Annotated in this window: 19 protein-coding genes; 10 read left to right on the top strand and 9 right to left on the bottom strand. The window is 55.3% G+C overall.

Annotated elements, in window-relative coordinates; translation table 11 throughout:
- Positions 1-75: 75 nt before the first annotated feature.
- From COMA1_RS16910 to COMA1_RS16900, 3 genes are all read left to right on the top strand, one after another.
- Positions 76-1143, top strand: a complete 1068-nt coding sequence (locus COMA1_RS16910) for a hypothetical protein (RefSeq protein ID WP_090750719.1) — start codon at positions 76-78, stop codon at positions 1141-1143.
- Between the two features lie 65 nt (positions 1144-1208).
- A complete protein-coding gene (locus tag COMA1_RS16905; RefSeq protein ID WP_090750718.1) occupies positions 1209-2501 on the top strand; it encodes a hypothetical protein in 1293 nt (430 codons plus the stop codon).
- 194 nt (positions 2502-2695) lie between these two features.
- Complete coding sequence (locus tag COMA1_RS16900) at positions 2696-3091, top strand: CC0125/CC1285 family lipoprotein (RefSeq protein WP_090750717.1); 396 nt, start codon at positions 2696-2698, stop codon at positions 3089-3091.
- A gap of 81 nt (positions 3092-3172) precedes the next feature.
- Here the strand turns inward: COMA1_RS16900 and COMA1_RS16895 are convergent, their stop codons facing one another.
- A complete protein-coding gene (locus COMA1_RS16895; protein ID WP_090750716.1) occupies positions 3173-4165 on the bottom strand; it encodes a DUF2278 family protein in 993 nt (330 codons plus the stop codon).
- 403 nt (positions 4166-4568) lie between these two features.
- Here COMA1_RS16895 and COMA1_RS16885 point away from each other — a divergent pair, with 403 nt between their 5' ends.
- Positions 4569-5849 (top strand): hypothetical protein, encoded by a 1281-nt coding sequence (locus COMA1_RS16885; protein WP_090750714.1) that lies wholly within the window; start codon positions 4569-4571, stop codon positions 5847-5849.
- Between the two features lie 277 nt (positions 5850-6126).
- Here the strand turns inward: COMA1_RS16885 and COMA1_RS16880 are convergent, their stop codons facing one another.
- Positions 6127-8010: a potassium transporter Kup gene (locus COMA1_RS16880; protein WP_090750713.1), complete on the bottom strand. Its 1884-nt coding sequence runs from the start codon at positions 8008-8010 to the stop codon at positions 6127-6129.
- Positions 8011-8142: 132 nt separating this feature from the next.
- On the bottom strand, positions 8143-9402 hold the full coding sequence (locus tag COMA1_RS16875; RefSeq protein ID WP_176698138.1) for a glycosyltransferase: 1260 nt from the start codon (positions 9400-9402) through the stop codon (positions 8143-8145).
- A 304-nt stretch (positions 9403-9706) separates the two neighbouring features.
- Between COMA1_RS16875 and COMA1_RS16870 the strand changes: the two genes are divergently transcribed.
- The 3 genes from COMA1_RS16870 (at position 9707) to COMA1_RS16860 (ending at position 12885) form a co-directional block, all read left to right on the top strand.
- Positions 9707-11095, top strand: a complete 1389-nt coding sequence (locus COMA1_RS16870; RefSeq protein ID WP_176698137.1) for a patatin-like phospholipase family protein — start codon at positions 9707-9709, stop codon at positions 11093-11095.
- Between the two features lie 117 nt (positions 11096-11212).
- Positions 11213-12106 carry a hypothetical protein gene (locus COMA1_RS16865; RefSeq protein WP_141654387.1) on the top strand — a complete coding sequence of 298 codons (894 nt, stop codon included), beginning with the start codon at positions 11213-11215 and terminating at the stop codon, positions 12104-12106.
- Between the two features lie 158 nt (positions 12107-12264).
- A complete protein-coding gene (locus COMA1_RS16860) occupies positions 12265-12885 on the top strand; it encodes an outer membrane beta-barrel protein (RefSeq protein WP_090750709.1) in 621 nt (206 codons plus the stop codon).
- 194 nt (positions 12886-13079) lie between these two features.
- On the opposite strand, the gene COMA1_RS16855 is transcribed toward COMA1_RS16860, so the two are convergent.
- Entirely contained in the window at positions 13080-13607 is a 528-nt protein-coding gene (locus COMA1_RS16855) for a thermonuclease family protein (protein ID WP_090750708.1), read from the bottom strand.
- A 260-nt stretch (positions 13608-13867) separates the two neighbouring features.
- Between COMA1_RS16855 and COMA1_RS16850 the strand changes: the two genes are divergently transcribed.
- Positions 13868-14284: a hypothetical protein gene (locus tag COMA1_RS16850; protein ID WP_090750707.1), complete on the top strand. Its 417-nt coding sequence runs from the start codon at positions 13868-13870 to the stop codon at positions 14282-14284.
- Here the strand turns inward: COMA1_RS16850 and COMA1_RS16845 are convergent.
- The 3 genes from COMA1_RS16845 to COMA1_RS16835 all read right to left on the bottom strand — a co-directional run bounded on the left by COMA1_RS16845 (position 14265) and on the right by COMA1_RS16835 (position 16135).
- Positions 14265-14993, bottom strand: a complete 729-nt coding sequence (locus COMA1_RS16845) for a hypothetical protein (protein ID WP_090750706.1) — start codon at positions 14991-14993, stop codon at positions 14265-14267. The two genes, COMA1_RS16850 and COMA1_RS16845, sit on opposite strands and share 20 nt — an antisense overlap.
- A 131-nt stretch (positions 14994-15124) precedes the next feature.
- Positions 15125-15592: a DUF3558 domain-containing protein gene (locus tag COMA1_RS16840; RefSeq protein WP_090750705.1), complete on the bottom strand. Its 468-nt coding sequence runs from the start codon at positions 15590-15592 to the stop codon at positions 15125-15127.
- 294 nt (positions 15593-15886) lie between these two features.
- Positions 15887-16135 (bottom strand): hypothetical protein, encoded by a 249-nt coding sequence (locus COMA1_RS16835; protein WP_090750704.1) that lies wholly within the window; start codon positions 16133-16135, stop codon positions 15887-15889.
- Positions 16136-17056: 921 nt separating this feature from the next.
- Between COMA1_RS16835 and COMA1_RS16830 the strand changes: the two genes are divergently transcribed.
- Together COMA1_RS16830 and COMA1_RS16825 are read left to right on the top strand one after the other, a co-directional pair.
- Positions 17057-17839 (top strand): ParA family protein, encoded by a 783-nt coding sequence (locus COMA1_RS16830; protein ID WP_090750703.1) that lies wholly within the window; start codon positions 17057-17059, stop codon positions 17837-17839.
- Positions 17836-18771 carry a ParB/RepB/Spo0J family partition protein gene (locus COMA1_RS16825; protein ID WP_176698136.1) on the top strand — a complete coding sequence of 312 codons (936 nt, stop codon included), beginning with the start codon at positions 17836-17838 and terminating at the stop codon, positions 18769-18771. Before COMA1_RS16830 ends, COMA1_RS16825 begins: the two co-directional genes overlap by 4 nt.
- A 500-nt stretch (positions 18772-19271) precedes the next feature.
- On the opposite strand, the gene COMA1_RS20690 is transcribed toward COMA1_RS16825, so the two are convergent.
- Together COMA1_RS20690 and COMA1_RS16815 are read right to left on the bottom strand one after the other, a co-directional pair.
- A complete protein-coding gene (locus COMA1_RS20690) occupies positions 19272-19778 on the bottom strand; it encodes a hypothetical protein (RefSeq protein WP_141654386.1) in 507 nt (168 codons plus the stop codon).
- A gap of 516 nt (positions 19779-20294) precedes the next feature.
- Complete coding sequence (locus COMA1_RS16815; protein ID WP_090750700.1) at positions 20295-21311, bottom strand: IS110 family RNA-guided transposase; 1017 nt, start codon at positions 21309-21311, stop codon at positions 20295-20297.
- Between the last annotated feature and the right edge of the window lie 88 nt (positions 21312-21399).

Below are 21399 nucleotides of genomic sequence, written 5' to 3'. Positions count from 1 at the left end.
CCGCCGGTTAGACACCTCATGATGTATTTGGACCATACCTTTTCAATCTGAATACGTGCAACTTTGGAGGAAACCATGCCCGCCGTCGCGAGCACAACAACGCAGCAGATTCTGGATGAAATCATAAGGCTTAAATCCACCATCAACTCGTTTGGCGAGGTTGCTCGCACCAAACTAAAAGACATTGAGAGCATAGAAGCGGACATACTGAAACCCCTTCTCCCATCTCCCGCAGAAAAACTTGACGATGCCGTATGGATGAAGATGGACGAAAAGGACCGGAATATTGCCTACACTCGCCTCATCCTGGTTAGAGACTCATTGAGATCTGTTGCAGGTCTCGACGGGCCTACTGATGAAGGGCACCTGATGTATGGAGGCTATGCCTCGAATTTCTTCATTTTTACATGGTTGTTCATTTCGTTTCTCATAGCCGGAACACTGTTAGGCACGATCGTTAACCACTGGGAAGAGGCAACCGCTTCTGATTTTACAGTCAAGCTTCAGAGGGCGGATGCAGCACTCAAGAAACTAGCTGAAGTGCAGAGGACGGGGACGGCACTTCTAGCAGAGGAGGTAAAAAAGGCCTCTCGTCCTGCCCCACAAGCTTCCGCCAATAGTCAGAATGAAACAGAGGCCCAGAAGATCCCTCTTTCCGAGCCGAACGGATTCGAAAAGCTGAAAACTCAGGTCGCGACAGCCCAAGACGATGCGGACAAAGCATTTACAGCACTTGGTCAAGGAGGGGCGTCAGAAAGGACCGTCATCCACATGGTGATCCTCCTTGGAGCGCTAGGAGGATCACTCCATCTTGTACTCTCACTCGTTATGTACATTGGAAATGGTCAGCTCAAGCGTCGATGGCTGCCGTATTACTTGTCACTTCCCATCGCTGGCGCTGCGCTCGCACCGATTGTCTATATGCTCCTCCGAGTTGGCATCCTGAGTCCATCCGGAATTGCGAATAGTCCCTCAAGCACTGCCAGCCTTAATCTCGTGGGAATCTACGCCTTCTCAGCTTTAACCGGGATGTTCGCAAAAACTGCGACAGACAAGCTGAGCGAAGTATTCAGCACGATCTTTAGGACGGCAGAACAGCCCGCGAAAGATAAGATTGGCCAGGGGAAAACACCAAATACTTGATCGGCAATTCCTTAGCACGGATATCAAAAGACCACTGTCAGCTAAGGGAAGGGGAAGATCTAACTATGGAAGAAGCTGTCGTTTTCCTTGGAGCGGGAGCGTCGAAAGCGATTGGCCTCCCCCTGGCAAACGAGATTATTCCCAAGATACTCACTCGCCTGCGCAAGAATACTCTCTTCGCTGGAAATGTCACTGCGATTGAGCAACTGAATAGATGCCTTCAGGCCGTTCTTCCTGGTCTCAGCGAGATGATGAACAGCGCTTCTGACGAGGAATTACTACACAAACCCATTCCTCCAGTGACGGATCTTCTCTCCAGCATTGATTTTCTCCTTCGGTCTACTAATGCACCAATCCCGAAATTTGGGCTGGAAGATCTATCACAGGGGCGGACACTCCTGGAACGTGCTATTTTTGAACTTCTCGTACGCAACGAAGAACCCACCAGGCTGCGGATGAAGGATATGCCAGACCGCGTTCGCACTGAATGGGACACAACAACGAAGCTCAATCTGCTGTCCCAGCGACTACCTGAATCTGAGTCAGAGGTACAGGGGATTGTTGATTGGGTCATGGGGATCGCACGTAAAGGACGAGTCACTCTGATTTCAACCAATTATGATATAGAGGTAGAACAGGAAATCTACAAACGATTAGGCTACCACCAAGTATTCAGTGAAGTTGATTTCGGCACGGGCGTCCGAGAGCCTGTTGAAGGGAAGATCTATCACCGTCCGACAAGAGCGCACATCGGAGTGTACAAACTGCACGGCTCCCTGAACTGGCTTCGGTGTGACCTCTGTGACACGATCTACGTCAATCCCGTGGGACCTATCGCATACCTTTCCTTTCTTTCCGCTGACGATGGGAAGCAAGATCCTGCCCAAACGCTCTTCCTTAAGGCATTGGAAGAGAATGGTGCCACTCAATGCCATTGTGGCAATTCGCCTCTCCGGGCGGTGATTGTCTCGCCATCATTCGTGCGAGATGTGCGTGATCCGATCTTACTTGAAATCTGGCGTAATGCGCTGGATGTCTTACGTCGAGCTAGCCAGTGGTTCATTGTCGGATATTCGTTCCCTCCCGAAGATGTGGCCATCCGGTCGATGTTTCTACGAGCCTATAGTGGTCGAGATGAAGGCCTGCAAGATCTTGAAATCGTTGTTGTTCAGAAAGAGGAGAAAGAGCCTGAAAAAACACGCTATGCTTTATTGCTACCCAAGCACACATACCGGGCCGAAGGGTTGTCAAACTTCTTGAAGTCTGACTGGGTCAGAGGGAACGAGCAGGATAAACCAGACAAGAATGAGTTCTCCCCGAATCCGAGGAACGACGAGACGCTAAAGAGCAAGAGATAATTTTGGCTCCAATGGCAAAGATATTGGACATTATTGGGATTCGGCAACGCAATGAAACCAAGCAACATGGAGTCACGCCTTGCTCAGTACCTTCATTGTCCCCTCTACTTCTGACTCATGGATCCACCGCTGAGTCGGCAGTGCTGTAAAGCTGCCATTGATCTCGCCGACTCGTCTCGCTACGATGTTACTTCATGCGAACCTATCCATGGAAAACAGAGTTCCTATTGTTGGTGCTGGTTGCCACTCTACCTGGATGTGCCACCGGGCACTACACACCGCTTGGTGAGGCTGGAGATGATGTCATTGAGCAGCTCAAAGAGAACGCGTACCGGGTGGAATATCGGACGAGCGCCTTCACGGCGCAAGCACAGCTGGACGCGTATCTCCGCCGCCGTTGTGCAGAGCTGACACTCCGCGAGGGGTACGACTACTTTTACCAAGGTGGACGATTAGACGTGTTGGGGCTCTGGCGCCGAACAGCCATGACGGTGACACTGTACAAGAACCCAAAACCCGTGGGGGTTCCGGATCTGCTTGATGCCAAGGAGGTGTTAGCAAAAGCTGCAACGCTCCCTACCACACAATAAGCCTGTCCAGACCAACACCGACTCTCAAATCCGACCTGGGCCCCACCTCTTGAGCAGTGGAGCCCAACGTTGCACCTATGGCTAGAACACAATCGTCCAGCCTTCCTGCTGCGCCTGCTGCGCCGTGTACGACACCCCGTCCACTTTCAATCCTTTGCGACTGAGCAGCGTGATCATGCCTCCCTTATTCCCGAGTTGTACATCTTGTGACAGCTTGACCGTGATCGCGGCACCGGAGTGAATCGTACCGGATAGCGTCATTTTGTTTTTCAACCGGTCTGCGATCTGCCAGCCTGAGAGATCAATGGCAGTCGGTGACGCATTGAGCAGCGTCACCGTTTCCCGTTCTGGAGAGGGACCACCCGGGTTCACCAGCGCACCGACGATTCGGATGACATGATCCAGCTCGGTCGGCACATCGACAATGGCGTGGCCGGTATGATCATCGGTATGCCAGGCTTGAGACTGAAACGCCAGAAACACTGCAACCCATTGTTGAGAAGAAGGGAAGTGAAACATCAGGGCTCCGTCTTGCCACACGCCATCGTCACTTTTGTGGGACATGTCATTTCCCTGATTCATATGAATGTCATGAATCCCATTCCCTGGTCGAAATCCAAAAATCTTGTCCGCTTTCCCGCCCTCCGGCCCCCAGCGCTCCCCAAACGCATAGACACGGGCATCCTCTTCCTGCATGGCACGCTTGACGTAATGTTCAATTCGATCACTCAGATCGTTATCCGGGCCGGGAAGATTCGGGGGAAGCAACCGCATATCCGATCGATCGAAGAGATTGCCGCGAATGAAGTCCACGGCCTGTCCACCGGGCTTGCTCGACAGCAGGGTAAACTCATCCTCCAGGCTTGGTAGGTCGGCGGTGATGGGATGGTGGAAACGGTCATCGACCAGAAACAGCAGCTCGGAGGGGCTGAGCTGAGACTTCACATTGACCGCGATGCGGTAGTGCGTCGAGCCAGCCTGGATATGAATCTGATAATGAGGAGAGGATTGGTCTTCTTCCCGCTTGGCGGCAATCACTCTTCCTTTCAATACTCCGTATCGTTTTAGCGGCATGTATCACCTCCGTCTTTGGCTTCTGGGGCATCGACAAGATGCCGACCGGTCACTCTAGTTTCATGTCGTGCGTTCGAAGCATGCTCCAACCTTACTCATCAACTCATCCCCATGAGGACCTCTTGCAGCAAGTTGTGAGCCACATCGATGGAAGTCAATATCTCCGCGGTGTTTACGGATTACCGCCTTTGACAGAGGATTGAACTGTATCAATTTGGATAGCATGCCGTATCGAATCAGATACACGACCTCCATCCGATGCGGGCGCAGCAAGCCAATTGGGAGAGGACCACACGTGTCCATTTTCTTGGTATCATGACGTCCATTTCCGCTTCGAGGTCTATCAACTACTCGTAGCCTCGCTGGAAGGCTTCTTTCGGATGTGAATAGTGGGAGGGTCGCGATGCGGGACCTGTCTCGTTGGTCAAAGCTGTTTGGACTGATACTCGCTGTAATTTTTGTCACAGGCTGTGGAGCGTCACAGTCGCATGGGGCCGACGACACGACGAGTTCACCGAATGGGCAGAGTCCACAAGTGGATTACCTGAATAAGAAGCTCATTGAGGTCTTTGGGCCACTGCCGGCCATCGCCTCCACCCCGTTTCTGGGCCTCGCGGTCTTAACCGGAACGGCGTTGCTCGTGGATGAGCCGGTGTTTGCCAAATCGGAATTGCGGCTCCTCCAACAGATTCGACAAAATTCGTTGGTCCGTCAGGCCAAACAATATGTGAATTGGTGGGTGTTTGGCACGTTCGCCCTCCTCGCTGGGCTCACCTGGCTGGTCAACTCAGGAAAAATTCGAGGAGCCTTTGGGAAATTCGTTCGTATCGCCGAGGATATCGCCGTCGGCCTCATCTACCTCATGATTGGCGCGGATGCCCTGACGCCAAACGGTCTGACGGCATCTTCGTCGGAGCTGCATGCTTCAATCGTGCAGGCAGGTCTATTCTCGGGCTTTGAATCCAGCACGGCCATCCTGATTCTGGCCGCGCTCATCTCACTGGGCACGATGATGCTCACCAGGTTGGCCCTGGATGTGCTCATCTGGCTCAGCCCAATCCCATTCATCGATCTGCTGTTCGAGACCTGCAAGGTCGTGTTCTCTCTGGCCTTCCTGGCCATTTACTTCCTACTGAGCCCCCTGGTGGCGGCAATTCTGGGCATCTTGCTCTTGGTTCCCTGCATCATCCTCCTGCCTTGGGCAATCCGGCTGTTACGTTTTGGCTATCGCATCGTGATCTGTCCGATTCTGGCTCAATTTTCCGATGCGTTCGCTCCGAAGCTGATTGAACCGGATTTTTCAGATGCGGCCGCAGCCCAAGAGGTCTTGCTTGCCTGCCACGCCTCTGTATTGAAGGCTCGTGGCTTCAAAAAACGAGAAGCCGTCGCGCTCTTCAATGCCACCGGTCAACGGACGGTGCGTCCGCTTCGCACAAAAAGACGAACGAGACAGTTGGGTGAAGGAAATGAGCATGTGCTGCTAGGTCGTGCCTTAGCCTGGATTGAACTGCGTGTGGTGAACCAGGACGGACAACTCCTAGACCAATACGCACTCCCGCTGTCGATGATGAAGGACTTTGACCGACTGCTGGTCCTGCTCGGTGCAACAGACGCCGGTGAGTTCGGAGCCATGAAGGCTCTACGCTCAATGGTCAAACTGCCAGAGCACATGTCGCCGTTCTGACTCGGACGGTCGAAGCCTTAACCTCATAGAGAGTCGTGACCTGAAAGCCTCAGTGGTCGATCGAAAGCACTGTACTATCAGACAGTCTCTGAGAGCTCCAGAGTATCGAAAAACTATGTTGATTCCTGATCACTCTCGCCCCACTGAAGATCGCAGACTGAGTAAAGGACGCTAGCTAAGACCGCAGCAAGTGAACAGGCGAGGCGCACTGCATCCCGCATTTATTAAGCCTCTGAGCGATGCGAGAATGAAACCCGATGATTTTCCCAACATCCTGTCAGATCTCCACCACCACACCGATCTCGACGACTTGGTCGGCGGGAATGTGGAAGAACGAACTCGCGCGCTGGGAGTTACGGCTGAGAAAGACGAAGAGCCGTTCTCGCCACAGCGCCATACCAGGCTTCGGTGTCGCAATGGAGTTTACACGACTGAGAAAGAAGGTCGCTCCCTCAAGATCCACCTCCAGTCCCTGTGACCGACATGCCGTGAGTAGGCGCGTAATGTCCGGCGTCTCCATGAATCCGTATTGCACCACAACTCGACGCACACCCGGCGCAAGGGGTTCGATGCGCACGTGATGGCTCCCGGTCACGGTCGGGACACGGGAAGTCGTGGTCGTCAGAAAAACCAGCTGCTCATGGAGCACCTTGTTATGCCGGACGTTCTGCACAAACGAAGGTGGCGTCAGGTCAGGAAACTGCGTTAAATAGACAGCAGTCCCTGGCACGCGAGTCAGCGACTGATCCAACACCTCCTTCAGGTAGGCGGTCAGCTGCGGCATCTTACTCCAGAGGTGCTTCGCGACGAGCCGACGCCCGCCATTCCACGTCGCCATCAAGAGGAACAGACCAGCACCAAAGGCAAGCGGCAACCAGCCACCATGCGGAATCTTTAAGGCATTCGCACCGAAGAATGAAAGATCAAGGGTCAGGAAGAACCCAGTGACAAGGGCCGCCAACGGCCAACTCCATTTCCACTGCCGCCGCACCACGACGAAAATCAGGAGCGTAGAAATGACCATCGTGCCGGCCACGGCGATACCGTAGGCAGCAGCCAGGTTGCTGGAGGTGCGAAAAAACAGCACCAAACTGATGGTCCCAATCAGCATCAGGACATTCACGGCAGGCACGTAAATCTGCCCGATCTGGGAGGCGGATGTGTACCGAATATCCATACGCGGCAAGTAGCCTAACTGAATCGCCTGCTGCGTGAGCGAAAAAGCACCGCTCAGCATCGCTTGCGACGCGATGATCGTCGCCATGGTCGCGAGCACGACCAGCGGGAGCAGCAGCCATCCGGGCGCCAGCAAGTAGAAAGGATTGGCGACCGCATCCGGTTGGCGAACCAGCAGGGCCCCTTGTCCAAGGTATTGCAAGACGAGCGACGGCAGCACCACGCTGTACCATCCGAGGCGAATGGGCCCTTTGCCGAAGTGTCCCATATCGGCATACAAGGCTTCCGCACCGGTCAGAACGAGAAACACACTGCCCAACACCGCAAACCCCTGCGTGGGATGGTCCAGCAGAAACTGCACGGCATGGGTGGGACTGAACGCCGTAAATACCTCGGGAGTCTGCACAGCACTCCGAATCCCCAAGGCCGCGAGTGTGAGGAACCAGAGCAACATGATCGGACCAAACCATCCACCGAGCCGTCCCGTTCCATGCGACTGGATCGCAAAGAAGACGAGCAAGACGGCAATGGCGATCGGCAATGTATACGGTTGATAGGCGGTCGTCTCGACTTCGATGCCTTCCACGGCACTCAAAATCGAGATGGCCGGCGTGATGATGCCATCGCCGTAGACCAACGAGGCTCCGAGCAAACCCAGTGCGATCACTGGGCCAATTCTCAAGGGAAACGCAGATTCTTCCCGATGGCGCTGCCCCAGCGCCATCAACGCCAAAATGCCTCCTTCACCTTGGTTGTCAGCCCGCATGACAAAGAGCAAGTACTTGACCGTGACGACCAATAACAGCGCCCAGATGATGAGGGAGAGCAGGCCTGTGATCGTTGCCAAGACAACGGGTAATCCATGCGAGGCATGGAAACATTCCCGTAGTGCATACAGAGGACTGGTGCCGATATCACCATAGACGACGCCGAGCGCAGCCAGTGCCAGGCCCGCCGTTGTCGATCGCTCGGACTGATTACTCATTGAGAAGAGAAGCGAGGTAGTCGTGGAGAGTGGAATGACTTAGACGGTGAATGCTGCGCATATGGTGCCGATACTAAAGGATTACAAAGATGAGGACAAGCAGCCTGGACTCATGACTTCGCTACATGGTCATCAGGTCTTGAGTGCCAAACGCTGTTCAATCAGCTCTGCCGCACATGGTGCACCGCCAGCAACTTCAATCGCGTCACGAACCCTTTCGGCGGCCGCACGGTAGGATGGGTCCGACCGCACACGGACCACCGCTGAGCGCAGTACCTGAACCGTCACGTTCTTGATTGGAACGGCCTCACCGGCCCCGATCCAGGCGATGCGGGCAGCAACTCCTGGTTGATCATTTGTTATGGGGATCGCCACCATCGGAAGCCCGGTACTGAGCGCTTCGAGTACGGTGTTGAGGCCTGCATGGGTCACCGCAAGGGTAGCCCGACGGAGCAGGTCCAGCTGAGGAGCATAGGAGACCACGATCGGATCCCCAGGGAGGTTGCCGAGCGTCTCTGGAGACACCCCATTCCCGGTTGAGATAACCAATTGGGCATCAAGTCCATCACAGGCCTCCGCAATCACACGGAACATACCTGCGACACGGTTGACCAGTGTTCCCAGCGAGGCATAGATCAACGGACGTCCATCAAGACGATCCCAGGGAAACGGGACGGGCTGAGAGCCGGCCGGTCGATGGAGAGGGCCGACGAACCGGACCTGTATCGGCAACTCACGCCGAGGGAATTCAAAGAGTTCAGGTTGCTGGCTGATTTGGAGTTTGTCGGACCAGACCTGTGGGATACCGGTTGGAACCGGAAGCCCCAGCTTTCGGCGGTGATCTTGAATGCGTGTCACGATGGGCGCATACAGTCGATTCAGTCCCATCCAAGCGATTCGGTTGCGAGTCCGCGACCACCACGCATCCCGAGGTTGCCAGTGCGTAAAGTAGGGCGGGACGGCAGGGTCCGGGTTCAGGAGAAGCGCATTACAGACCGTTGCAAAGGGAAGCCCTAGCTGATCGGCAACCGTCCCACCAGGAAACGAGACTTGATCGACCACCAAAGCCGAGACACCAGCATCGCGTACGACGGTTGGCCCGATTTCTAGCACGGTATCAGCCGCACGTGCACCGATCGCAAGCGTGTGCTTGAGCGCTGCCCGGTCCTGAAGCGAGCCGAGCTTCTGAAACTCGGCTTGGTATACATCAGCAGGGAAGACGGTCCCGCCAAGAGGGACGGTCTCGAACCCGGCTCCCGCGATCGATGCAGGCGGTTTGCCCAATAAAAAAAAGGTGACCCGGTGCCCGCGGCCACGGGTCGCATCGGCCAACGCCAACATGGCATTCACATGCCCTGAGGTATTGGGGCAGAGGATGCCGATGTGACTCATCACAGGCTCCTTCTTCATCCGATGCGAACTGCACCCGGTTGTATGTACCATCCAGGAGAGTCGGATGCGCTGAGGGCTCTCCGTATTAGCACTGAGCACAAACAATACTCCATGAGCGTCGCCGATTCAATGTCGCTGAGCAGACAACTGCCGACAGGGTCATGAACGACAGTGCCATAGTCTTCGATTGTCGACGATCCGGCCCAATAGAGTTGACACAATCCATCCGCCTGCGTACCCTCCCCCGTTCATGAAGGCCGTTCACGCTCTCCTAACAGCTCTTACACGTCCGCTGGTTACCTGGATGGTGATCGGCTGCGCCATGCTGTTGCTCGGCTGCGAATACGTCCGCCCGACCATGAACGCGCCCTTGTCCCACTGGGACCCAGCCTATGGCTACCGATCGACGAACCTGCCTCCATCCAAGATCGGCAGCTCGGACGGTCTGTTCATCGTCGCATCGTTCTCAGGTGGCGGTGCGCGCGCATCGGCCCTCTCCTACGGCGTGTTGCAAGAGCTGGCTCGAACTCTGATCGTCTGGGAGGGACGTCAAGAACGACTGGTCGATGAGCTGAACATTATCAATGCCGTTTCGGGCGGAAGCTTCACTGCGGTGTATTACGCGCTCTATGGTGACCGTATCTTCCAGGATTTCGAGACTCAATTTCTCCGGAAGGATTGGGAGACCGAACTTCGGTCCAGGATTTTTCGTTCTCCGTCCAACTGGCTTCGACTCTGGTCTCCATATTTCGGTCGCGCCCATATCTTCGCCGAGTTATTGGACGAGGCCCTATTCAATGGCCATACTTTTGGTGATCTCCTTGCCAAGCGCCAGCGCCCCATCATTAATTTGCATGCCTCCGACATGGCCTCTCTTTCACGCTTCGAGTTCAACCAGCGGCAATTCAACATCATCTGTTCGGACCTCAGCCAACTCCCCTTGTCGGTCGCCGCCGCCTCCACGAGTGCACTCCCACTGCTGCTCAGCCCGATTTCAATTAAAAACTATGCCGGCGAATGTGGATTTCAGCCGCCGACCAGATTGGTGGAAGAGCGGCCCACCGCATGGGGCCGCCAGCGCGCCAGGGAACTCCGGTCCTATCTCGACGCCAAGAAACGTCCGTACATTCATCTTTTGGATGGCGGGCTTTCCGACAATATTGGGATGCGCACCGTCTTGGAAACGACGGCCCTCGTCGGAGATCTGGAGTCAACGTTCCAGATGCTCGGAGCCAAGAACATTCGAAAGCTGGTCTACCTCATGGTGAGCGCGGAAACCGCTCCGGATCTGACTCAATACCAGCTCAACGATATCCCGGGTCTTTCGCGAGTAAGCCACGCATTAATTGATATCCCGATCAACCGCTATTCCACAGACACCATGCAACTCCTGGATCAGGCCGTGCAGCAATGGCGCCTACAGCTCAGGCAGAGGCCCGATAGTGCTCCCAGCATTTTCGCGCCGGACGCGGATATCTACTTCATCAACGCGAGCCTGACAGAAATGACCGATCCGGAGGAAGAGGCGCGCCTCATGAATATTGCCACCAACCTCGCCTTGACCAACGAAGAAGTCGATCATCTGCTTCAAGCCGGATCGCGTCTATTGCGGAACAATTCAGAATTTCAGCGTCTGATCAGGGACCTTGCGCACGATGCCACAACGACTTCGACAACGTCCGATGCGCCTTAGCGCCGGCGAATGAGACTGAATCGACACCATATGCGCAAGACGGACTGCCCCAGTTTGAGAGACAGAACGACACGGGAGAGATCCCGAAGTCCGCTTTTCCATGGCGTGGTGTTGTCGATGCTCCTGTCGGGCTGTGGGGCCACACAGCTCGGGATGTGCGCACCACACGTAAAAGAAGAGGGGAGGCCTGCTGGGAATTGGACCGAATGTTTTGAGCAACCCTTCTCGCACGCTGGAATCACCCATTCCGTGTTCTGCCTCAATGACGACACGGCCAAACCTCCGGTCCTCTTACTCCACGAGATGACCGGACTATCCCCCGGAACATTGGCCTATGCCGAGGAGCTCTCGAAAGATTTCACCGTCTACGTCCCATTGCTGTTCGGCGAGAAAGGCAAGTTCTCGCCGATACATGGCTTGGAGGCGTACTGGCTTGGAGGCGTCGTGGAATTTCTTCCTGGTGGGGAATGGGGAACGCCATCCCACGGAAGCGCACCGATCGTCAACTGGCTGCGCGGCGTGGTCCAGACGATGGGAAACCGACATGCGGGGCAGCGGATCGGTCTCATCGGCAATTGCCTGACCGGTCCCTTCCCCCTTGCTCTGTTGGATCATCCTCGGGTCACTGCAGCAGTGGTCGCCCAACCAGCGCTTCCCTTACGCTTCTGGTGGTACACGGACAATGACAAGGCATCCCTTGGGATATCCGAAGACGATCTCACGATCGCCAAAACAAGCACCGCCAAGGTGTACGGATTGCGGTTCGAAACAGACTGCATGGCTCCTTCTGAGAAACACAAGACCCTGAGCGACATGTTTGGCCATCGCTTCATCGACGGCGCCATCCCGGCCGGTGCCTATCAGATCGATGGCAAACCGACGCACGCCCATAGCACGCTGATCGGCTCGTGGAAAGAGCGAGCTCAGTCCGGACAGGCCTCGCGTGACGCGCGAGAACGAGTGCGAACGTTTCTCCTGGAGGAACTCACCAAGCCTCGCGCAGAAGGATGACGCATGATGATGCCCGACCGCCGTAGAATCCCATGACGTGGTGGCTCTCACATTCAAAATGGATTGGATTCCTCTTGACCAATACACGCTTTCTATTGAAACTGCGGGAGGAGTCCGTTACAGTTCGCTCCATCATTGGCTTACCTTAGGAGAACACCATGCATACAAGCTTTACTCCATCCTTATTAAAGGGGATACTGACCGCTACACTCTTGCTCGGCATGACTCCTCACGTCGCTCAGGCTCATCCCCCTGATGATCATCCTTCCGATGCCGCCGATGGGGGATGGGTCCATGAAGGCATGGCTGAAGAAGGGAGAATCACAGGAGGGTTTCGTGTCGGACCGAGCTTCACCACACAAGGCTCCGGCGTATCTACCGTCGGCCCCTTGGTGAACTTCCAAGGCATGTATGGCCTCAATAAATGGTTCCGGGCCGGGATGATGCTGGAATGGGAAAATCATGGTGTCGATGATCCTGGGACCGGCTCCGTCAATACCGTCACCTTGCTGCCTGTCAACTTGGAGTATCGTCCTGGGCATTTTGGAAATCTGATTCCCTATGTCACAACCGGAATCGGTGTAAACATTAATACACACAACGTGTCCGACAGTTTTGCATGGCGGGTTGGCGGAGGCGTGGACTATGCCTTGACCAATTTAATCCCAGGAGCCCCACAAGGAATGAAACTGAATGTGGAAACGGCCTGGAAGCGGAATCATGCAAATGGGGATGCTTCCACTATCGGATTGTTGTTCGGGGTACGCCACACCTTCTGAACAGTGTTCCTTCCCGCATGGGCCATGCCCATGCGGGAAGACCGATCAGCCCAATCCAACCTCCACCGGCACCAGCTCGATCCGCCGCTCCCCCTCGAAGACTTCTTACCGACCAGGCCGCTGACTACTCGCGGCAAATATAACCCCTCGCGCAGAATCATCGGCACAACCTGCCATTCATGTGTATTTTCTGACTATGGCGTCGTAGCCCGAGCATTCTTCCGCCATTCCCATGGTGGGACCGGATCTGGATCAGCCCACAATCCCCTTTGGGACTCTCGTGCCTCTTTCTCCAGCGCTTCCAGCTGGGTATCATCAGGGGCCTGCTTCCGATCCCACCAACACCAGCCCTGCTGTACCAACAACTGGCTCATGTTCCTGTCATCGGGAAGAAGCACCTCAGCCACAACACGTCCCTGCTTGTCCTTACCATAGATCTGAAGCGTCACGTCCATACTAAATCCCAGGTCCGATGTCGCTTGTTTGGCCTGCTCGCTGTAGGGTTGGCCACTCCTCGGACAGGCAATCCCGTTCAAGCGAACTCGTTGCGCCTTTCCGCTTCGCACTACTTCAATCGTGCCACCATCAAGCACGGTTACCACTTGGCCACCGAAGGGGAACGCCACTCCTCCGCTCAGAAGCACACCTGCCAGAAGCACGATGACCTGTAGGGTCGAAAGAAACAGCTGGGGCTTGGTCAAATGAGTCGTTTGTTGTCCCATACGTGCACCCCCTTCACCACATCTCGATTGACCCCTTGTGTACTACACGGAGGTCAGAGAAAGTAAGCCCCTGGAGGTGGCAACTTCCGCGACACAAGCACGATGCACATGAACGAGACTGTCGCGTACGCACGTCATGCCCTTCCCACGTGTCCCGCTGGGGCTTCCCGATGGCGCATGATCAATGTGCCTAAAACTTGGGCTGGAAGTTGGAATCGATCTCACTTATCATGTGCCCCGCACCCTGCCTGGAGGTCTCCATGGGCGCTAGCAGCATATTTCGACTCCTCATCCTGATCATTCCTCTCACCTGGGTGATGCTTCGTCTCTTGCCTGCTGACCACTCGCGATCCAGCCATCTCCGAGGAGTCATGCAGTCCGCCGAAGAGTATAAATCCCATGAAGAAACCGACCTATTCTTACGTCACGAGTCCCTTTTCGAAACTCATTACCGGTCGCACTATGCGACCTCAGGGCAGACCTACCAACATTATCGACTAGCCTATAAATATGGCTTTGACCTCGCCCAGGATCGAGACAATCAGAAGATGGACTGGAAGCGCCTTGAACCGCTCGCGCGACAAAACTGGAATGAAGGCATCATGGGACCGTGGAATCAACATCAGCAGGCGATTCTCTACGGATGGGAACAGGGTATTAAGAACCACGGCGGATGAGGGTCGACGACATCCGCCTTCTGTCGCCATCCACGACAAGACCAAGCCGACGCATCTCATCCCAATCCTGTACCGTCGGTGGACGAGAGCGACCAAGCACCACATCTCCGCCCAGCAGTAAGTTGAAATTGCAGTCTGTATATCGATGGTGAAGGAAATGATGACGCCTCAAGAACCGAACATATTCGGTCTTCAGAATCCATCGCAGGGCAGGAGAGACACCTGTCATATCCCCTTCAGCGGGTCGATGCAAATAGGGATGCACGAACATCGCCAAGCAGGAATAGGCCACAAGGGCAGGAAGGGCTCCAACCAGGCCCCATGGACCACATACCAGACCGATCAGCAGGATGCAGGGCAAGATCGGCAGATTGAACCAGGCAATCCCAACCCCTCTCAAGCTCATGCCATAGTGTTCTTGCCGAATCAACGAAGCCTGATGAGACCCGAGCTTCACATCAAGCCGTTCCTTTTCCTGTTGGCTTGAAAATTGGGTCACAAAATCTTTTCGAAAGGTCCACCGATGATGGACGATGCCATGGGAGAAATAGGCACGCCTGAATGGTCCACTGAGCCTCGGATAGCGCGCCCAGAGCCGGCGGATTCGTGGTCCCGCATGATAGATCACCCGATGAAGCGTGGACTCAAGTAGCGTGGTCGTGACATAACCGAGCATCAGCCCGGTGAGCATCTGCAGAAGAATACCCACAATACCTCATGATCGTGAGACTCCTAGTAAGAAGTGAATCCCGTCATGACTTGATGTAACGCACCGATTCCCTCCAAACCAAAACCCACGAGCAGTTTCTAACCATAGCTACCTCATGACCTTCCAATCCGTCACATTCGCCCCACAGCCTTCTGCGCTAAGGCCTTCAGCTTCGCTTCGTCGCCTGCGCCTTCCCTGATCGAAAGTTGCGCCAACACCGCCCCTTTCCTCATGGTGAGTTCCAGCGAACCGAGGTCGAGTCTGCCTCGCTCCATATAGGCCTCCTCCCCGAAGCCACCCACCGACACCGGCTTTTTCGCATCCTTCCGCATAAGTGCGAAGGCATCACCTGGGCCAATCCAGACTTCGAACTCATCCTGGCCATTGGTAAATTCGTACGTACACGACTTAGCATCAGCCAGTGTTTCCCCTTTGGGTGTCCCCCTCAGCTTACCGATGACCTGCTCGACCTCTGCGGTTGTCACTAATGCGCAGGGATTCAGACCAGGCGGGGCAGCGCCGACCGGAAGACTCACGGCCATCACCGGGATCAGGCACAATACGACACGCCCTATACAACGAAATACAACAAAATCCATCCACCTTCTCCTTCCTGAGGAAATAGCATGCGACGGTTCGGGGGTGGCCACGCGACCGTGGTCTGTGCCATTCACCGACGCAAAGACCCGCGCGGCTCAAGGTTAGGTAAAGAGTCTATGCTCGCGGTGGGAAGAACGCAATGAGCGCATGTGACAGAAAGAGTTTCGTGCTGAGCGAAGTAAGGCACTGAGCCCGCACGGGTCATGACGAAACCTGCAAGATGGAGTACGCAGAGCCCCAAGAGCCCGCTACTGAGATCGACCAGACCGGGAAAGGAGCCCTCTGTCTTCCCGCTACGGCGTGCCTTCCTGAACTCGATCAGCCGTACGACCCGCCGCATCACTCAGCGTCCGTTCCACCCCGCGAGCCTTGTCCATCGGTGTCTGGATCGCATCGACAGACTGACGAACCGCTTGATCAACGACCGACGGCGACTGTGAAGCCTGCGACTTCTCGACTGGCGTCTCACGCTGACAACCAGCCAATCCAATCATGAGGACGAGTATCAACAGCAGAAAGACTCGCTGATATCCGATGGTCATAGGCACCTCCATCCCCTCGATACTCAAATTTGATCTGTTTCAAACGCCAGAACTGAAGGCTTGATGACCCCACACCTCCGCTATTCCAGCTCACCCTCCCGTTCGTGTTCACATTCGGGACGAGCGGAGGCCGCGACGCACGGGAACGACAACGATGGTTCCGGCATACCTGTGACGGTACGATGGAACGGGACGGAGTACAAAATATTTATTGAATCCGTCGATCGTGCAAAGATCAGCCAGTGCCGCACGAGACTGCTTCACAGGACAGTCAGCGACCGTACGACCATACTTGTCTCAATCTCATCCCGCTCTTTCCCATGCCCCCCACGCTGCGTAGGGACGGCAACACTATCGACGCGTAGCCGGTAGCCGGCCGGCACCCGTAGCTACAAGCAGTACTGCACGTGGAGCATGACAGAATGCTTGGTTCACCCAATTTGTCATCCAACCCATCTCGTCGAACTCGAGCGTCGCCGCGACTTTCAACCTCAGCTGGAATCATGCGTACGCTAAGGCAACCCGGACATTCATCTCGGAGTCATGCCCAATTCAATGACCGATCTGTACGGTTTTAGGGCAAGAGGATTGACAATTTCTTTCACCTAGGATACTGCTCCCATGAGAACCGTAAGGGAGAAGAACCTTCCACACAGACTCGCAGAAATACTCAGTCCCGTTCAGCAGGCCTGATTCAGAATGCCGCACGCTCCATGACGTGCTCGACTCGCGAGAGCAATCCATTAGATGATTAGGAACCAACTCTATCTTGATGGAATCGATCGACCAGGAGCGGCCTCTCGCATTCTCTCAAACATGACGCAGACCTAACCATAAAGGGAGGCATCATGCTGGTCATTCGTGAACGCCTGTCGTGAGAAAGCAGACAACGTCCTGGCTCGTGACAAAGGAGAGCGATCGATGAAAACATTGGTCTTAGCCAATCAGAAGGGCGGCGTAGGGAAAACGGCGATTGCCTGCCAACTGGGGTACTTCCTCGTCGAAATGCTCAAGAAACGGGTCTTGATCATTGACTTGGACCATCAGGGAAACACGTCGAAAAATATCGGCACTTCCAGGCTGGCCACCATCTCCTCCATCACAGCCAACCAACTGTTGACGGAGCCGGTCACCACCATTGAGGGTGGAACGTTTGTGGTGATTCCCTCGCATGCCGACCTACTTAAACTCGAGCGACGAGAAGAGGATCACAACCAGTTCGCCAACAATCTCCGGCTGTTCCTCAACGAAATGGACGACCGGTTCGATGTGGCCATCATTGATACGAATCCGAACCCGGATATCCGCGTGCTCGCATCACTCGTGGTGGGTGATTTTGTGCTGTCGCCTATTCAACTGAATCAAGAAGCGGTCGATGGCATCGCAGCACTCCGGGCGCAGGTCCTCAAGATACAGAGCACGCTAAATAAAGATCTTCGATTCATCGGCCTGCTGCCGAATCTGGTGGAACCCACGCCCTTTCAACGCGCGAATTTCGACCAACTCTGTAAGGCCTTTGCCTCGCTGTTCATTCGACTAGAGGACGGCCGAATGGCCGCCATTCCCTCACGCACAGCGGTGGCGGAAGCACAGGCGATGGGAGCACCGATCTGGACATTGCAGAAAACCAGTTCTCGAGAGGCATGGCTGCATCTGAAGCCGATCTTTCAAAAGGTGGCTCATACGATGGGGGTGATGGAATGAAAAAACCACTAATCGCGACGTTGGATCTCACGGCCCTTGATCGGACGACTCCCGCACCGACACCGGATCCGATCGCCAAAGAACGGACCGTGACGGCTGAAGTCTTGGGACGCCCGCTTCATATTCCGTTGAAGGACATCGACGAAGACCCCGGACAGCCGCGCCAGGAATTCGATGCAGCGAGCATGGAAGAACTGGAACAGAGCGTTAGGATCCATGGAGTCAAAACACCGATATCGATTCGTCCCCATCCCACGGAGCCGAAACGATGGATTTTGAATTTTGGAGCGCGTCGCCTCAGAGCCTCCAGAGCCGTTGGAAAAACTACGATCCCCGCCTTCATCGATCGTTCGCATACGGACTATCAACAAGTAATCGAAAACTTGCAGCGGGAAGATCTGAAGCCGCGTGAGCTCGCGATGTTCATCAAGAAGAAGATGGACGAAGGAGAAAAACAGGCTCACATTGCCGAGCTCCTCGGCGTGAACCGATCCATGGTCACGAATCACTTGGCGCTCATTGACCCACCGGCTTGTATCGAAGAGATTTACACGTCAGGGAAATGTTCCTCCGCCAAGACACTCTATGACTTGCGGAACCTGCATAAGGAGTTTCCTAAAGACGTCGAACGGTGGTGTGCGACCGATCAGGAGATCACCCGTGCAACCGTGTCGGCCTTATCCGCCAAACTGAGGGGCACACAGAAAACACCCGTCGCCCCTTCAAAGAGTGAACGTAGTGGTGAGAAACAGAGGAATAGTCCGGTACCAGCGCTGCCGTCTTTGATCGTCATGTTTCAGGATCGATCAGGCACTGTAGATCTGCGGCGTGCCCCACAACAAGCAAACCACCTGATCGTCAATTTTTCGGATGGGAAGCAGGAGGAAGTACCGGCTCGGCACTGTCACATCGAACAGATTATTTTCCCGTAGTCCTTCATCAATTCGTCCCTCTCTTCAATCCAAACTGGGGAGAGGGACAATCTGAACATCCTCACCCACCACAACTCTTTCACTCGCAGCACCAGTTTTTCTACACGCTCATATCTCGCCAAGATCTCGCTTGAACCGCGCGAGCCGGATCGAGAGGTTGTTGGACATGTCCAACAACTGATACCTCGATCGGCCATGGCTATCCGACCAGGCTTAAGCAGAGGTCTTCGTCAAAGCTCAAAGAGGTCGGAGTTCGATGTACTTGAACCAGACCCTGACTCTCTAGGGCGAGGGCATTCTGTTGGACATGTCCAACAGAACCATCTCCCTCCGTAGCTCATGGGCAAGCAATCTATTACGTGATCGGCTGTGACCGTTCTACGTCAAAACAGCAAAGGCAGCCTACGCACTGACTTCAAGAGCAACATGATCGAGACCTCATCTAGGCCTCATTCTTAGGTAACTACGTGTCGCGATGGTAGCGCTGGGCCATAGGTGGCTTATCCGACTTGCAACCCTGCATGACGCCGCTGCCGCCACCCATAGCCCAGCAGCAACAAGAGACCTACGCCTGTTAAGGCGGCACTGCTGGATTCCGGCACTGTCCCATTTATTGCTGGCTGATAATTGAACGGTCCATCGAAACTACCTATGCCCCCAGCCGTCAGGTTTAGGCGTGCGGTGAATGAAGTGTTACTCCAATCAATCCTGACATCCCCAGCTTGCGTCGCGGCAAAAAATATTGTGTTGCCATTGGTGGCTGGACGCACTGATGGATCAGAATCAGTCCAGAGTACGATTGTCGATGGTACGCTGAATGACCAGACAGTTAACGCATTCCCGTTGGATGTGAAGGTACCGGTGAACCCGCTGGTGAATGTGTAGTCGCCAGCGACGGGAATCGCGTGACTCGTTGCCGGGGTTATTGTGGTTACGCCACAGACCAGTGCAAACCCGAGTAGGACGGCCAAGACTGAAGACAAATGCTTTGTATGGTGTGAATGCATGATGGTTCTCCGGTTGTTGTGAGGACGCCCGTGCGTGGGGGGACTTAAACGGGCCGCCCATCTCGAAGGCTCCGGTCAAGAGGGCACAGCCGATCATGCCCTCCGTATCCTACAAACGGGGCGAGGTCTCCGACGACGTCTTCCCTCGCCATGGTGGTCGCGTGACTCCGTCGCATCCCGGTTGTCGTCGTCAGCAGTGTCAGCTCGGATTTGAGCCGCACCAGTCACCCATCAGGATCAAGGCGTGGGAGCGAGCCCCGTCGGGGATCCACTCCAGCCCCTGGCACCTCGTGCCCCAGACAACCGTCGGTTCCCGGCCGTGTCCAGCATACCTACGCACAGGACGTCTGGCTACCAGCGGGCTGGCGCCAACCCCATCATGGCTCACGGTCGAGGCGTCTCAGTCCCCACGCCAGTGGCGAGGGAGTTGAAGGGGGAAGACCGGGGCTAATCGGGAGTGCGAGGTGTGGCCTCAACCCCTTTGCGAGCTCCCAGCTCCCCCCAGCTCTGCCGCGCCTAGCCAAAAGCGCGGGACAGATCGAATGGCACCTGCGCACGGAGCATGTGATAGCAGGCCCGCGCCAATTTATGGGCCACGGCCTTCAGCGCCACAAGGGGATGCGTCCGTGCCTGCTTGCGCTGATAAGACGGGCGAATCACGGCCTCATAGCGAATGGCGAAGTGCGCCGCCTCGATGAACGCCCAGCTTAAATACTTGTTGCCGTTCTTCGTGTTGCCAGCCCCTTTGCGTTTGCCGTTACTCACATGTTCGCTGCCGACACAGCGACAGTAGGAGGCGAAGTGTCCCACGGTCGCAAACCGCCGCAGGTCACCGGCTTCCAGGAGAATGGTGCCCGCCAAGATCGGCCCGATTCCGGGGACGGTCTGTAAGAGCACATAGCCCGGCTGAGTCCGCCCCGCTTCCCGAACCGTGCCCTCAATCGTGTGAATCTCGTGCTCCAGACATTGCAGCACAGCCAACGAACTGCTGACCGATTGCACATGTTCGGGAAATGGCACAAGTGCCTGAATGCCCTCTGGGGTGAGCTGTCGAAGCCGAGGGAGGGAGAGCCGATTGCCAGTCAGTCGTGTCAGCAGGCTTTGTAGGCTCAGCACGACCATGGTCTTGTGCCGAACCAACTGACTGCGCTTCCGCAACAAGTCCCGCACGGCCCGTTCCGCTTTGGGGTAAATGTACCCGGTAGGGAGCAAACCTAGCCGGAGTAAATGGGCTAACCACTGCGCATCGTGTTGATCGTCAACATGCTTGAGCCCACTATACTGCGGCAGGGCTGGTGCATGAGCGAGGTGGACCCGGTACCCTGCTTCCATGAGCCCGTCGACTAACCAGTACCAATTATAGGTGGACTCAACGACCACGCCCTGCAGCGTGGTCTGATACGGTGTTAAGGCCGTGAAGATCACGGCCAGGTCATTGCGGAGGCGTTTCTGATACAGCACTCGATCCGCTTCATCAATCACGACCAGCACACTATTCGTGGCATGGAGATCAATGCCCGCATAACACATCATCGCAACCTCCTCGGTTAAAGTGGATGAGCCCGTCGCGTTAGCAACGACTCTACTCTTCAAGAGAGGAGCCTTCGAGATGATTATCGGG

It is taken from the genome of Candidatus Nitrospira nitrosa (genome assembly GCF_001458735.1).
Lineage (GTDB): Bacteria > Nitrospirota > Nitrospiria > Nitrospirales > Nitrospiraceae > Nitrospira_D > Nitrospira_D nitrosa.
This window is presented reverse-complemented; position numbering and strand designations above follow the sequence as displayed.